We start from the raw sequence: 13,437 nt of genomic DNA, 5'->3' as shown, positions 1-13,437 counted from the left end.
GACATGGGACTGGCGATCGGTGTCGACATCGGCGGCACCAAGGTGGCGGCCGGCGTCGTCGACGACAGCGGGACGATCCTCGACCGGGAGCGACGCGACACCCCGGGCAACGACGTGCGGGCCAACGAGGACGTCATCGTCGACGTCGTCGAGACCCTGGCCGCTCGTCACGACGTCACGGCCGCCGGCATCGGCGCGGCGGGCTGGATCGGCAACGACCACGCCACCGTCCTGTTCTCGCCGCACCTCGCCTGGCGCAACGAGCCGCTTCGCGCGTCACTCACCGGCCGTATCTCGGTGCCGCTGATCATCGAGAACGACGCGAACGCCGCGGCCTGGGCCGAGTACCGGTTCGGTGCCGCCCGCGACGAGGCCGTCGTGGTCTGCGTGACGTTGGGGACCGGTATCGGCGGCGGACTCGTGGCCGGCGGCGAGGTCTACCGCGGCGCCTTCGGCATCGGGTGCGAGTACGGGCACATGACGATGGTTCCGGGCGGCTACCTGTGTCCGTGCGGGAACCGTGGCTGCTGGGAGATGTACGCCTCGGGCCGGGCGCTGGCCCGCGACGCGCGCGAGCTCGCGGCGCAGTCACCCGTGGCGGCGCAGTACATGGTGGACCTGGCCGGTTCGGCCGCGGCCATCACCGGGCCCATCGTTACCGAGGCGGCGGCCGCGGGCGACGAGGCGGCCCGCTCGATCTGCACTGACATGGGCCGCTGGCTCGGCCGCGGCCTGGCCAACCTGGCCGCGGTGATCGACCCGTCGGTGTTCGTCATCGGCGGGGGAGTGTCCGCCGCCGGGGAGCTGTTGCTCGGCCCGGCGCGCGACGAGTTCGCCCACCAGCTGACGGGCCGTGGGTTCCGGCCCGAGGCCCGGGTGGCGGGTGCCGCCCTCGGGCCGGACGCCGGGCTGGTGGGCGCTGCCGACCTCGCCCGCCTGCTGACCTGACCCACCGACGCGGGTGTGGTCGGGCTGCCGGGACCGCGGTGCGCGGTGTCCGGCAGGATTGCCCGGTGCCGTCCCTGCGCCTGCTCACCGTCAACGCCCGCACCGCCCGCCTCGACCACGATGCGTTGGCGCGGCGCATCTCGGCCACGATGCCCGACGTCGTCTGCCTGCACGGCGCACCCAGCCTGCTGCGGTGGCGTTCGGTCTCGGCCGCCCTCGCCCGCCGGTCCGGCCTCGTCGTCATCGGCGGCGGGCGCACCGGCGGAGGCAACCTGCTGCTCGGCAACCTGGGGGTCGACGAGAACGCGGTCGCCGAGGTGACCTTCGACGGTCACCGCGGGCCGCGCCCGCCGGGAGCCGCGCTCGCGGGGCTCGCCCGCCTCGGCAGCCCGTTCGTGCTGGTCGGGGCGCGGATGAGCGGCGACGGCCCGGCCCAGCGCAGACAGCTCGACCAGATCGAGAAGCGGATGGTCGAGCTCGACCCGGCCGGCCCGCCCGCCGTGATCTGCGTCGACGGTGCCGGGCCCGGGGTTGCGGTGGCCCTGCAGGACGGCCGGTTCAGCGCGGTCCCCGGGGTGTTCGTGGACGCGCGGATCACGGTCGGCGCGACGCGCGAGGGCGTCGTCGAGCTGACGCTGCCCTAGGCGGCAGCAGGCTCAGAGAGCAGCGCCGTCGTCGTCCTCGTCGCGGCGGAAGTCGCGCACCCGGGTGAGCAACGCCCCGACCCCGATCAGCAGCCCGCCGATGCCGAGGATGCGCGCGACGTTGTCCGCCAGGCCGATCACCGTGCCGGCCGCGAGCAGGAAGACGGCCACCACGACCAGCACGATCCCGAGCACGGCGGGCAGGGACAACCGGGGCAGCGGCGGCGGTGGCGGCGGGACGTAGTGGTCGTCGTCGAGCCACTCGTCGTCCGCGGCGGCCGGCGGCTTGGCCAGCCGCGCACGCCACTCGGCGTCCTCGGCGGTCAGGTCGCGTTCGGCCTTGCGAATGGCGTCGTGGGTGTCGACGTGCCAGTCGGCCACCAGCTCGGCGAACAGCATCTCGGTGTCCAGGCCGGACAGCGGGTCGGCGGCCGGCTTTGCCGGAGCGGGTGCGTCCGGGACGTCGCTCGCGGTCGAACCCAGCGCCCGCACCGTGGCCCGCACGATCGTCCGCGCGTCGACGCGTTCCTCGGCCGCGACGTAGAGCCGTCTCCGCGCGTCGTCGAGGTCGGCCACGACGCTGCCGGCCTCGCCGAGGTAGGCCGCGATCCGCGCCCGGGCGAGGGCGGTCAGCAGCTGCTGACCGACCGCGGCGTCGACGTCGGTCAAGGGCACGTAGGCCAGGGCCCGCAGCCCGTTGTCGAGGCGCTCGTAGGGGTTGGTCATGACGGGCCCGTCGCGACGGGGTCGCTGAGCGAACGGATGAACTCGACGCTGCCGTCGAAGATCGTCGGAGCGTCGTTGTCCAGGGTGGCGACGTGGTAGCTGTCCTCGAGCACGACCTCGCGCAACGTGGTGTTCACGGCGCGCCGTTTGAGCAGCCGCGCCGACAGCGGGTCGACGACGTGGTCCTCGCGGGAGCGGTACAGCAGGATCGGCGCCGTGACCTCGGGGAGGTCGGCGAGGGTGCGCTTCCACAACTTGTACAGCGAGGCGAAGGCCACGACCGGCGTGCGGTCGACGGCGGCCTCGGCCACCCCGGGCTTCTTGATGTCGCCGCCGATCGCCGGGCGGGACTTCACCGCCCAGGAGATCCACGGGGCGAACTTGGCGTCGAAGCGCTGGGTGCCGTAGGCCGGGTTGACCAGGACGAGCCCCGCGACACCCGTGGGGTGCTGCTCGGCCAGCCGGGTGACCAGGGTGCCGCCCATCGACAGCCCGCAGGCGAACACGGTCTCGCACCGCTGGGACAGTTCGAGGTAGGCGTCCTCGATGACCCCGTACCACTGGGGCCAGCGACTGCGGTTGGTGTCCTGCCAGGTGCCTCCGTGTCCGGGCAGCAACGGCAGCCGCACGCTGAAGCCGGCGTCGGCCAGGTGCTGGGCCCAGGGCCGCATGCTGGCCGGGGTGCTCGTGAACCCGTGGCTGACCACCACGCCCACGGAACCGCCGTCCGCCGCGAACGGCTGGTGGTCGGCGGTCGGGTCCGCGGTAGGTGCCACGCCGGTCCCCTCGTCCTCGATCCGTCCGGGATTGTTCGATGCCTGTGCTGCCCTGTGCTGCGCGATCCATCATGCCCGGCCGTCGTGGGTTCGGCGAGCACGGGCGTGGCCGACCCGGCGTCGTCCACAGCCGACCCGGGAACTTGGTGCACGAGTGGCCCGGCACTATTGTCAACGTCACACCGTCCCGACTTTCGGCCGGGCACTCGCGTGGGGGAGACCGACGAACCGTATGGGGTTCTGGCTGGCCAAGTTCATCCTGCTCGGACCGTTGCTCCGCTTGATCTGGCGTCCCTGGATCGAGGGCCGCGAGAACATCCCGGACGACCGTCCGGCCATCCTGGCCAGCAACCACCTGTCGTTCTGCGACTCGTTCTTCCTGCCCCTGCTCGCGCCGCGCAAGGTGACCTTCCTCGCCAAGGCCGAGTACTTCACGACGCCCGGCATCAAGGGACTGTTCTCGCGCATGTTCTTCGCCGGCGTCGGCCAGGTGCCGATCGACCGCGGCGACCGGGACGCGTCGCGCGCCGCGCTGACCACCGGCGTGCGCGTGCTCGCGGCCGGCAACAACCTGCTGGGCATCTACCCCGAGGGCACCCGCTCGCCGGACGGTCGGCTCTACCGCGGCAAGACCGGCGTGGCCCGGATGGCCCTCGAGTCGGGAGCGGTCGTGATCCCGTGCTCGATGGTCAACACCGCGGTCATCCAGCCGCCGGGGCGGTTGTTCCCGAAGCTGCGGCCGCGGCCGGGCGTCGTCATCGGCAAGCCGCTCGACTTCACGCGCTACGAGGGCATGGCGGGCGACCGCTTCGTCGAACGGTCCATGACCGACGAGATCATGTACGAACTGATGCAGCTCTCGGGCCAGGAGTACGTCGACCAGTACGCGGCGAACGTCAAGAGGGCCAAGGGGGCCGACGAGTCGTTCGGGGCCCGCGAGCGCGCGGCCGCGGTACGCGAGCTCGGTGACCGGCACCCCGGCACCCGCGCCTCCTGAGTCCGGCGACGCGTGCGCTACTTCTACGACTGCGAGTTCATCGAGGACGGCACGACCATCGATCTGGTCTCGATCGGGGTGGTCGCCGAGGACGGTCGCGAGTTCTACGCGGTGTCGACGGAGTTCGATCCGTCGCGGGCCATCGACTGGGTCCGTCGTCATGTGCTCGACAAGCTGCCCTCGCCGTCCGACCCGGCCTGGCGCAGCCGTGAGCGCATCCGGGCGGAACTGCTCGCGTTCCTGACCGAGCCCGGCGACGGCGTCGAGCTGTGGGCATGGATGTCGGCGTACGACCACGTGGTGCTCTGCCAGCTCTGGGGTGACATGCGAGCGTTGCCGCGGGCGATCCCGCGCTTCACCCACGAGCTGCGTCAACGTTTCGAGGACGCCGGCAGCCCGGCGTTGCCGCCGGCACCACCCGACCAGCACGACGCCCTCGCCGACGCCCGCCACAACCTCGCGAGGTGGCGAGTGTTGACCCAGACCCTGGAGCTGGAACAGTAAGGCGACGGAGCAACGCGGGCTGTAGCTGGAACGCGACGACAACAGAGAAGTTCCGGAGAGGCGGCATGGTGCGCGTAGGAGTACTCACCGGTGGGGGCGACTGCCCCGGTCTGAATGCGGTCATCCGTGCCGTCGTGCGTAAGGGTGCCGGCGTGCACGGCCACGAATTCGTCGGCTTCCGCGACGGCTGGCGCGGTCCGCTCGAGAGCATCACCATGCCGCTGGGTATCCCGGACGTCCGCGGGATCCTTCCCCGTGGCGGCACCATCCTCGGCTCGTCACGCACCAACCCCTTCGGCGTCGAGGGCGGCGTCGAGCGGGTCACCGAGAACCTGCACCGCCTCGGCGTCGACGCGCTCATCGCCATCGGCGGCGAGGACACCCTGGGTGTCGCGGCCAAGCTCTACGAGCGCGGCGTCAACGTGATCGGCGTGCCCAAGACGATCGACAACGACCTCAACGCCACCGACTACACCTTCGGCTTCGACACCGCGGTGAACATCGCCATGGAGGCCATCGACCGGCTGCACACCACCGCCGAGTCGCACCACCGTGCGCTGATCGTCGAGGTCATGGGGCGTCATGCCGGCTGGATCGCGCTGCACGCCGGCATGGCCGGCGGCGCCAACGTCATCCTGATCCCCGAGTTCCCGTTCTCGCTCGACCGGGTGTGTGCCTATGTCGAGACCCGCTTCCAGGCGCACTACGCGCCGATCGTGGTGGTCGCCGAGGGCGCGCTGCCCGCCGACGGCGGTGCGGCGGTCCTCGAGAAGGGCCTGGACGCCTTCGGCCACGCCCGGCTCGGCGGCGTCGGCGAGTGGCTCGCGAACGAGATCGAGACCCGCACCGGCAAGGAGGCGCGCACGACCGTGCTCGGCCACATCCAGCGCGGCGGAACGCCGACGGCCTTCGACCGCGAGCTCGCGACCCGGTTCGGCCTGCACGCCATCGACGCCGCCACCGACGGCGACTGGGGAAAGATGGTCGCACTCTCGGGTACCGACATCGTCCGGGTGCCGCTCAAGGACGCGACGTCGGAGCTGAAGCTGGTGACGCCGGAGCTCTACGCCGAGGCCGAGGTCTTCTTCGGCTGAGCCGCCGGGCGAGCGGGGTCGTGGTCGCCGGCGCGACCACGACCCGCCCACCCGGTCGGCGTCAGTGCTACTGGAGACGCTTGAGGTCGGCCTCGGCCATGCGCAGGTGCTTCTGCGCCACGGGCAGGTAGTAGCGGGCGTAGGCCACCACGTTCGGGCGTGACCCGTGCTTGATCTCGTACTTCGTCTGTGCGATCGATTGCTTGTGCCCGGCGACCTGGAGCTTGAAGTAGGTCAGGGCCGGCCGCCGCGCCGACTTCTCCTTGGCCGCGGCCGCTCGTTGCTGGGCGTTGGGCCGGGTGGGCAGCGTGACCCCGTCCTTCTTCGCCACGGCCTTGACCTTCTTCATGGCTGCGCGATGGTCACTGATGGTCATGTGCGCCAGCATGTCCGCACGCGGGCCGTTGCTGCGCCGCAGCACGATGTGTCCCAGCGTGATTTCGGCCAGGTTGACCTGCTCGTTGGACTTCAGGAACGCCCGGTCGGCGGAGTTGAGCTTCTTCGCGCTGGGGGCGGCGTCCGCGGCAGCGGCACCGGCCACCGACAGGCCGATGGTGGCGGCTACGGCGACGGCAGCTCTCGTCGTACGGTTCATGGGGGAGCCCTTTCGGGGGAGTCGGGCCCGGGGGCTCCGACGGTGGCCGTGCGGTACGTGCGCGCCGCACGATTGCTCGCTACCCCGAAGCCCGACCAGAGCTAACCGAGGGCAACCGGCCGTTGCTCAGCGAACGACGACCAGTGACGGGAGTGCGGACGTGCTCGGTGATCGTTGGGGTGTCACCGAGGCCGAGGTCGCGCGCCGTTTCCCCTGCGACGACCTCGTGGCCTCGCCGTCGCTCGCCGTCTGGCGCGGCGTCACCGTGGAGGCCGCGCCCGAGCAGGTCTGGCCCTGGGTGCGCCAGATCCGGCTCGCGCCGTACTCCTACGACTGGATCGACAACCTGGGCCGGCGCTCACCGCGCGAGTTGCGCGAACTGCCCGAACCGATGGCGGGCGAACCCTTCACCGCGAGCGCCGGCCGCCCCCTGGGGACGGTGGTGTCCGCGGCCGCCCCGGAGCACTACACGGGCCGCATCCTGGGCGCGGTGATGTCCTACGTCCTGGTGCCCGACGCCCCGGGTCGGACCCGCCTGCTGCTGAAGGTCGTCATGGACGGTGGCCGATGGTTCGCGCCGCTGGTGTCCGTCGGGGACCTCGTGATGGCCCGCCGCCAGCTGCTCACCCTGAAACGGCTCGCCGAGGCGGGCTAAGGGTCAGTCCTGCGACACCTTCTGCACCGACGCCGTGAAGATCTCACGGATCGAGGCCCCCAGGGTGCCGCTGAACTCCTCGTCGGTCTGGTCGTCGCGCAAACCTTCGAGCAGCGCCCGCGAGAAGCTGGCGATCATGGCCGGGTCCTGGGCCAGTCGCTCGCACGCCTCGTGACGCTCGTAACCCCCGGACAGGGCCAGCACCTGCAGCACCCGCGGGTCGTCGCCCAGGTCGGCGTACAGCCCGGGCTGGGCGGGGATCGACAGCTTGAGCATGATGACGGCGTCGTCCGGCAGTTCGGTGATGCGCGCGCGCAATGCGTCGTGCAGCAGGGCCTCCGCCTCGGCCTTGTGCGGGCTGCTGATGCTGACCTCGGGTTCGAGGATGGGGACGAGGCCGGCCGCAGCGATCCGGGCCGCGTACTCGAACTGCTGGTCGACGATCGCGGCCACGCCGTCCTGGTCGGCGTCCTTGATCACCGAGCGCATCTTGGTGCCGAACATCGCGTGCTCGTTCGCCCGGGCGATCAGGTCGTCGAGGGTGTCGATGGGCTTCATCAGCTGCACGCCGTGGTCCTCGTCGGCCAGGCCCTTGTCGACCTTGAGGATCGGCACCACCTGCTTGCGCTCCCACAGGTAACGACCCGTGGGCACGCCCTCGACCTCGCGGTCCATCGTCTGCTCGAACAAGATGGCGGCCAGCACGTGCTCACCGTCGAAGGTCGGGTCGGTGACGACACGCGTGCGCATCTCGTGCACGAGATCGAACATCTCGTCGTCGTCGCGGTAGCGGTCCTCGTCGATGCCGTACTCGGCCAGGGCCTTCGGGGTGCTGCCACCGCTCTGGTCCAGGGCGGCGAAGAACCCTCGTCCGGACCGGATCTTCTCGAGCTGGGTCTGATCCACGGCTGCCCTTCCTGTCGGTGCGGTGTGCGGCGCCCCTTGGCCTACCCGGATTCGTCGCGTCAGTGCAGGGGAGCGTCCAGGAAGGGTCGGCCGACATCCGCGCCCGGCCCGTCGAAGTGCCACCACTCGCCGACGTAGACCGCGAGGCCGCCGTCGAGCATGGCGGCGCGCAGGATCGCCCGATGGGCCCGGGCGCCGGCACCGACGCCGTCCGTGGCGTAGGCGTGGGCGCGGTCGGAGAAGTCGTCGAAGCCGGTGCCCATGCCGAGCAGGCAGTGGCCCTGCACGCGGGTCGTGCACGTCCCGGGCCGGGCGTGGGCGAGGGTGACGTCGATCGAACGGCCGCTCTCGTGACTGCGGGCGTACGGCCCGGGCCGGGCGACGTACTCGGGGTCCGGGACGATGCGGAACATCTGCACCTGCACGGGGTGCGGGCGGTAGCAGTCCCAGAACACGAGCCGGTACCCCTGCTGCCGCAGCCGGGCTGCCGCGGTGCGCAGCCCGGAACGCATGCTCGTGTGCACCAGGCAGCGCGCGCCGGCCGGGTAGAGACGGACGTGGGTGAAGTTCGCACTCGTCGCGTAGCGCAGGTCGACGACGGCGTCGGGCACGACCGTGCGGACGTCCACGAGGCCGGCCCGGCGCGCCGCCGCCGACAGCGGCGCGACGGCAGGCGCACTCGACGCCGGAGGGGTCGTCGCAGCGGTCGTGGCCGGCCCGGCGGTCGAGGGTCGGACCGCGGAGGGGGGCGAGGCCGTCGCCGACGCGGCCGTCGTCGAGGGTCTCGAGGTCGTCGACGCCGACGCCGACGACGACGACACGGTGTTCGAGACCGATGCCCGGGCCGCGGGGGAGCGGTGGGCGGTGGAGCACGCCGCGGCGGTGACCAGCACCGTGGCCGCGAACGCCACGGCGAGCGCCGGACGACGCAGGAGCGTCACACCCGCGCTTCCTGCGCGGGCCGCAGCCGGGCCGTCAGGCGCGGCTGCAGATGCGCACGCAGTCGCCGCCAGAGCGCCTGGACCCCCGCGACACCCCAGGCGCAGATCGCGAGCAACAGCACGGCCACGATGCCGTCGAGCCAGTAGTGGTTGCCGGTCACCACCACGATGAGCACGGTCAGCACCGCGTGCGCCGGACCGATCCAGCGCCAGCGGCTCGGGCTGACCCGCCACACGTACCAGCCGACGAGGACCGCCCAGGCGACGTGCACCGACGGCATCGAGGACAGCTGGTCGGCTGCCAGGCCGCCGCTGTAGACCGACTGGTGGTAGCGCAGGCCGGTGTCGACGATGCCGGGCAGCATCCGGGGTGGGGCCACCGGGATGAGCTGGACGAGCAGGCAGGCCAGCGTGGTCCAGGCCATCACCTGACGGATGGGGCGGTAGCGGTCGCGGTGCCGCACGAACAACCAGAGCAGGAACAGCAGCATCCCGGTGAAGTGCATGGTCGCGTAGTAGAGGTTGGCGCCCTGCACCACGAGCGGATGGTCGAGCACGAGGTGCTGCGTCCACCGCTCGGACGGCAGGTGCAGGTCGCGCTCGATCCGCTCGATGGTGTGGGCGTGCGCGACGGCGCCGCTCGTGCCGGCCGCGGCGAGGTCGCCGACGTAGTGCCACAGGCCGTACAGGAACCCGATGATCGACACCTCGCGGGCGAAGGCCCCCGCCAGCTGCGCCCGGCGATCGGGCACGAAGGCGAGCGCCGTTCCCGACGCCATCAGCACCCCGGCCAGCTCCCACGACTGCGTGATGGTGAGCGAGACGGTCTGCACGAGCAGAAACTATGCCCGACGCGGCCGTCGCGCGGCAGCACCGGCGCCGGACGTCAGGGCCACAGTGCACGCGCCGCAGGGCCGAAGCCGGCGACCGCCTCGGGCCCGCCGAGCGCGAGCTGCAGCAGGAAACCCGGCACGGTGGCCACGGCGACGGCCGCGACGGCTTCCGGCGGTACCGCGTCGGTCACCCGCCCCAGTCGCTGCTGCGTCGCGACAGCCACCGCGAAGCTGCGGCGGGTCTCGTCGAGCAGCGCGGCCAGCCCTTCACCCAGGGCCGGGTCCCGCAACCCCTCGCCCCACACGACGACGGCCATCCCGGCCAGACCGGTGTCAGCGTTCCGGGCCGCGATCAGCTCGTAGATCCGTGCCAGGACGTCGCCGATCGACTGCGCGTCCTGCGGTCGGGCAGGGTCGGTGGCCTCGGCCGCGTCGCGCACGGTGGCCACGACGTCGCGCATGTTCTCCTCGGCGATGGCGAGCACCATCTCGGCCTTGCTGGGGAAGTAGCGGTACACCGCGCCGGCGGACAGTCCGGACTCGGTGAACAGGTCCTGCATGGACGTGGCGTGGAACCCGTTGCGGGCGAAGCAGGTGCGGGCGGCGTCCAGGATCTGGTTTCGACGATCGTCGAGGTACTGCGCGGTGACCTTCGGCATGGTGCTGAGAATAACCTAAAACGGACGTTCGTCTTGACAGCTCGCTCAAGTCGGCGTTGGCTGGGTTCAAACAGAACGGTCGTCCGCTTTCAAGGAGTTCTCATGTCCATCCGTGTCCTGGGCCAGCCACTGCGGTCCGTGCTGATCGTCGGGCTGCTGCTGCCGGTGGTCGTGGTGGCAGCCGTGCTGGCCTTCGCGTGGCCCGCGGCCCGCATCGCGCCGCGCGGTGTCCCGGTGGGCATCGTCGGCGCCACCCCGGCCGCGCAGGCCGCCGTCGCGGCCCTGGACCACGCCCAGCCCGGCGGCTTCGACTTCCGGCTCTACCCGGACGAGCGCGAGGCCCGGACCGCGATCGAGCACCGCGACGTCTACGGAGCGTTCGCCGCGAACGGCAGGGCCGTCACGGTGCTGGAGGCCGGGGCGGCGTCACCCGCCGTCGCCCAGGCCCTGTCGACGGCAGGTTCGGCGCTCGCGGCCCACGCCGGCGTCCCGCTGCACACGGTCGATGTCGTCCCGTTGTCCACGCACGACCCGCGGGGCATGGTGCTGAGCTCGATCCTGCTGCCGTTGTCGCTGTGTGCGTCACTGCTCGCCGCCGCCGTGGCTCTCGTGCTCACGCTGCGGTCGGCCTGGCGCCAGGGCGTGACCCTGGCGGTGGTGTCGGCACTCGCCGGGCTCGGTATCTACCTGATCGCACAGCCGTTCCTGGGCGCACTGCCGCACGAACCGCTCGCCACGTGGGGCGCGCTCTCGCTCACCGTCTTCGCCATCGCGACCACCGCGTCCGGGCTGGCGGCCCTGGTCGGGCCCGCCGGGCTCGGGCTCGGCGCCGCCCTGATGGTGCTGCTCGGCAACGCCTTCGCAGGCTCGACGTCGGCGCCGACCCTGTTGCCCGGCGCGGTGCACCGGCTGGGCCAGTGGTTACCGCCCGGCGCGGGCGCGAACCTCGTGCGCAGCACCGCCTACTTCGGCGGCGCGGGCAGCGCCGGGCACCTCACCGTCCTGCTGCTGTGGTCGGTGGCCGGGATGGTCGTCACCGTGCTCGGGCACCACACCGTGCTCGGCCACGCCGCCCGGTCCCGCGCGCGCTCGGCGGCCCCGGCCACCGAGGACACCGCGCCGACGGAGGACGCCGCGCCGCGCGAGGACACCGCGACCGGCACGCCGCGTCCGACCACGCCGGATCCGACCACGCCGGATCCGACCACGCCGCGACACCTGGACGGGGCCGGCGCGTTGCAGGCGGTCTGACGGGAAGCACATCGCAACCTGTGGTGTTGCGCTGAAAAGAGGGGGTGTGACGGAGTGCGGACGACGGCGATGTACCTGGCCGAACGGCACAATGCGCAGCCGGCGGCTGCGACTCATCGGGGCCGTTCGCGCGCAGCGCTGACCAAGCTCCCGTGGCTGCGCGAGCTCGCGCTGGTCGCCGTCATCTACGGCGCCTACGACGCCATCCGTCTGCTGCCCGGTACGCACCTGCATGCGGCCGACCTCGACGGCCGTCGCGTCTTCGACTTCGAGCGATGGCTGCACCTGGACCCGGAACGGGCGCTGAACCGCTGGCTGAACGGGCTGCCGACGGCGTTCCCGGCCGGCGCGTCGTACTTCTACGAGTCGATGCACTACCTGGTCACGCCGCTCGTGCTGGTGTGGCTGTACCGGACCGCGAAGCCCAGCTACGCGCGGGCGCGCAACTGGCTTGCGACCATGACCCTCTCGGGGCTGCTGGTGTTCTGGCTGTTCCCGGTCACGCCGCCGCGCATGCTGCCGGGTTCGCACACCGTCGACATCGTCGCCGACATGCACCGCTTCGGCTGGTGGGGCGGGGGCGGCACCGCACCGCACGGCTTGGGCAGCTTTGTGAACGAGTACGCGGCGATGCCGTCGTTGCACGTCGGTTGGGCGCTGTGGTGCGGAGTCCAGCTCTACGGCCACGCCCGGCACCGCGTGGTGCGGATCGTCGGGCTTGTCTACCCGGTGCTCACCGCGCTGGTCGTCATGGCGACCGGTAACCACTACCTGCTCGACGCCGTCGCCGGGGTGGCAGCCGCGGCGCTCAGTTGGGCTGCGGTCCGCGGCGTGGAGACGCTGCGGCTGCGCCGGAGGGTGACGCTATTCGTGCGGCAGTGTCGCAGTCACGAGGTCGGCGATGATCGCGTAGCCGGGTGTCCGCGGGTGGATGTCCTGGAAGTCGCAGAAGTAGGTGAGGGTGCAGATCCTGGCGACCGGGACCGGAACGCTGCCTCGTCCCGGTAACGACGTCTTCTCCGACAGCGAGCCGTACCCGCCGAAGGCGGCGGTGACGTCGACGAAGCGTCCTCCCACGCCGGTGTAGGCCTGCTGCAACTGCGGGTTGATGAGTGACCGGAACGCGGTGACCGACAGCGGGGCCAGCGAGCGCAACGTCGAGTCGGTCGAGAGCAGGTTGCCGAGCAGGACGTCGGGATATGTGGTGCCGACGATCCGCGCCGCCGGACCGGCGGCAGACCGCACCTGGCGCAGGATCGAGTCCAGGTTCGTCCGCACCGAGCCGACGGCCGACGTCAGGCAGCCGAGGGCGTCGCTCTTGGCGCCGCACGGGATGACGTCGTTGCCGCCGATCGAGACGGTCACCAGCCCGATGTGCCCGCGGTGCTGCTTGAGGAAGGCCACGGCGGCCGCGGTCTGCGTCGCCGAGTAGCGCGGCGCACCGGGTCCGAGCAGGCGCGCCGGGCACCCGGGCGTCGAGAGCATCGAGCGGGTCGTCGCACCGGCACAGCCGAAGTTGACGAGCCGGTAGTCATAGCCCTTGGCCCGGGCCTTGGTCACCACCTGGTAGGCGAAGCCGTGGGTCGTGGTCGCGCCGGTGCCTCGCCCCGTGCCCTGGTAACCGGCGGCGTAGGAGTCGCCCAGCGAGACGTAGTAGACGGGCCCACTCGGCGCGGACGCCGAGGGAAAGGTGGACGGGACGGAACTGGAGGGCGCGGCGGCCGACGTGCCGGTGGACGCGGGCCCGGTGGACGCGGCGCCCGTGGACGCGGGGCCGCCGGAGGCCGTGCCGGACGGGCTGCCGCCGCCACCGGAACCGCTGCAGCCGGCGAGCACGGCGGCCGCAGCCAGGCCGGTGATGATCAGCCCGAGTCGAGAACGCATGACCCAACCCTGCCCCGATGATCG

The 13,437-nt window shown here is 72.0% G+C and carries 15 protein-coding genes and 1 pseudogene; 8 read left to right on the top strand and 8 right to left on the bottom strand.

Going from position 1 to position 13,437, the window contains the following annotated elements:
* Positions 1–3 precede the first annotated feature (3 nt).
* Together ACFFCA_RS12950 and ACFFCA_RS12945 are read left to right on the top strand one after the other, a co-directional pair.
* Positions 4–948: an ROK family glucokinase gene (locus tag ACFFCA_RS12950; protein WP_375485417.1), complete on the top strand. Its 945-nt coding sequence runs from the start codon at positions 4–6 to the stop codon at positions 946–948.
* Between the two features lie 65 nt (positions 949–1,013).
* Positions 1,014–1,592 (top strand): hypothetical protein, encoded by a 579-nt coding sequence (locus tag ACFFCA_RS12945; RefSeq protein WP_375485415.1) that lies wholly within the window; start codon positions 1,014–1,016, stop codon positions 1,590–1,592.
* A 12-nt stretch (positions 1,593–1,604) separates the two neighbouring features.
* Here ACFFCA_RS12945 and ACFFCA_RS12940 read toward each other — a convergent pair whose 3' ends face one another.
* On the bottom strand, positions 1,605–2,318 hold the full coding sequence (locus tag ACFFCA_RS12940) for a hypothetical protein (RefSeq protein ID WP_375485413.1): 714 nt from the start codon (positions 2,316–2,318) through the stop codon (positions 1,605–1,607).
* Entirely contained in the window at positions 2,315–3,094 is a 780-nt protein-coding gene (locus ACFFCA_RS12935; RefSeq protein ID WP_375485411.1) for an alpha/beta hydrolase, read from the bottom strand. The genes ACFFCA_RS12940 and ACFFCA_RS12935 overlap by 4 nt, the downstream gene beginning before the upstream one ends.
* 232 nt (positions 3,095–3,326) lie before the next feature.
* Between ACFFCA_RS12935 and ACFFCA_RS12930 the strand changes: the two genes are divergently transcribed.
* From ACFFCA_RS12930 to ACFFCA_RS12920, 3 genes are all read left to right on the top strand, one after another.
* Positions 3,327–4,091, top strand: a complete 765-nt coding sequence (locus ACFFCA_RS12930; RefSeq protein WP_375485409.1) for a lysophospholipid acyltransferase family protein — start codon at positions 3,327–3,329, stop codon at positions 4,089–4,091.
* A gap of 12 nt (positions 4,092–4,103) precedes the next feature.
* A complete protein-coding gene (locus ACFFCA_RS12925) occupies positions 4,104–4,595 on the top strand; it encodes a polyadenylate-specific 3'-exoribonuclease AS (protein WP_375485407.1) in 492 nt (163 codons plus the stop codon).
* A gap of 68 nt (positions 4,596–4,663) precedes the next feature.
* Positions 4,664–5,689 carry a 6-phosphofructokinase gene (locus tag ACFFCA_RS12920; RefSeq protein ID WP_375485455.1) on the top strand — a complete coding sequence of 342 codons (1,026 nt, stop codon included), beginning with the start codon at positions 4,664–4,666 and terminating at the stop codon, positions 5,687–5,689.
* Positions 5,690–5,756: 67 nt separating this feature from the next.
* Here ACFFCA_RS12920 and ACFFCA_RS12915 read toward each other — a convergent pair whose 3' ends face one another.
* A complete protein-coding gene (locus ACFFCA_RS12915; protein ID WP_375485406.1) occupies positions 5,757–6,284 on the bottom strand; it encodes a DUF4142 domain-containing protein in 528 nt (175 codons plus the stop codon).
* A gap of 160 nt (positions 6,285–6,444) precedes the next feature.
* On the opposite strand from ACFFCA_RS12915, the gene ACFFCA_RS12910 reads away from it, so the two are divergent.
* Positions 6,445–6,939: a polyketide cyclase gene (locus tag ACFFCA_RS12910; RefSeq protein ID WP_375485404.1), complete on the top strand. Its 495-nt coding sequence runs from the start codon at positions 6,445–6,447 to the stop codon at positions 6,937–6,939.
* 3 nt (positions 6,940–6,942) lie between these two features.
* On the opposite strand, the gene ACFFCA_RS12905 is transcribed toward ACFFCA_RS12910, so the two are convergent.
* The 4 genes from ACFFCA_RS12905 to ACFFCA_RS12890 form a co-directional block, all read right to left on the bottom strand.
* Positions 6,943–7,845 carry a fructose bisphosphate aldolase gene (locus tag ACFFCA_RS12905; protein ID WP_375485402.1) on the bottom strand — a complete coding sequence of 301 codons (903 nt, stop codon included), beginning with the start codon at positions 7,843–7,845 and terminating at the stop codon, positions 6,943–6,945.
* Between the two features lie 59 nt (positions 7,846–7,904).
* On the bottom strand, positions 7,905–8,666 hold the full coding sequence (locus tag ACFFCA_RS12900) for a M15 family metallopeptidase (RefSeq protein ID WP_375485454.1): 762 nt from the start codon (positions 8,664–8,666) through the stop codon (positions 7,905–7,907).
* 116 nt (positions 8,667–8,782) lie between these two features.
* Positions 8,783–9,619 carry a phosphatase PAP2 family protein gene (locus tag ACFFCA_RS12895; RefSeq protein ID WP_375485400.1) on the bottom strand — a complete coding sequence of 279 codons (837 nt, stop codon included), beginning with the start codon at positions 9,617–9,619 and terminating at the stop codon, positions 8,783–8,785.
* A 53-nt stretch (positions 9,620–9,672) separates the two neighbouring features.
* Complete coding sequence (locus ACFFCA_RS12890) at positions 9,673–10,278, bottom strand: TetR/AcrR family transcriptional regulator (RefSeq protein ID WP_375485398.1); 606 nt, start codon at positions 10,276–10,278, stop codon at positions 9,673–9,675.
* Between the two features lie 102 nt (positions 10,279–10,380).
* Here ACFFCA_RS12890 and ACFFCA_RS12885 point away from each other — a divergent pair, with 102 nt between their 5' ends.
* Complete coding sequence (locus tag ACFFCA_RS12885) at positions 10,381–11,529, top strand: ABC transporter permease (protein ID WP_375485396.1); 1,149 nt, start codon at positions 10,381–10,383, stop codon at positions 11,527–11,529.
* A 69-nt stretch (positions 11,530–11,598) separates the two neighbouring features.
* Positions 11,599–12,339 (top strand): annotated as a pseudogene (locus tag ACFFCA_RS12880) (phosphatase PAP2 family protein); the annotation flags it as partial.
* Positions 12,340–12,393: 54 nt separating this feature from the next.
* On the opposite strand, the gene ACFFCA_RS12875 reads toward ACFFCA_RS12880, so the two are convergent.
* The gene (locus tag ACFFCA_RS12875) at positions 12,394–13,413 is read right to left on the bottom strand and encodes an SGNH/GDSL hydrolase family protein (protein ID WP_375485395.1); all 1,020 of its coding nucleotides are present in this window, start codon (positions 13,411–13,413) and stop codon (positions 12,394–12,396) included.
* Positions 13,414–13,437 lie beyond the last annotated feature (24 nt).

Origin of the sequence: uncultured Jatrophihabitans sp., from assembly GCF_964252635.1 — a bacterium.
Classification (GTDB): Bacteria; Actinomycetota; Actinomycetes; order Mycobacteriales; family Jatrophihabitantaceae; genus Jatrophihabitans.
The sequence above is the reverse complement of the archived record's forward strand: the minus strand, read 5'-3'. Positions and strand labels throughout refer to the sequence as shown.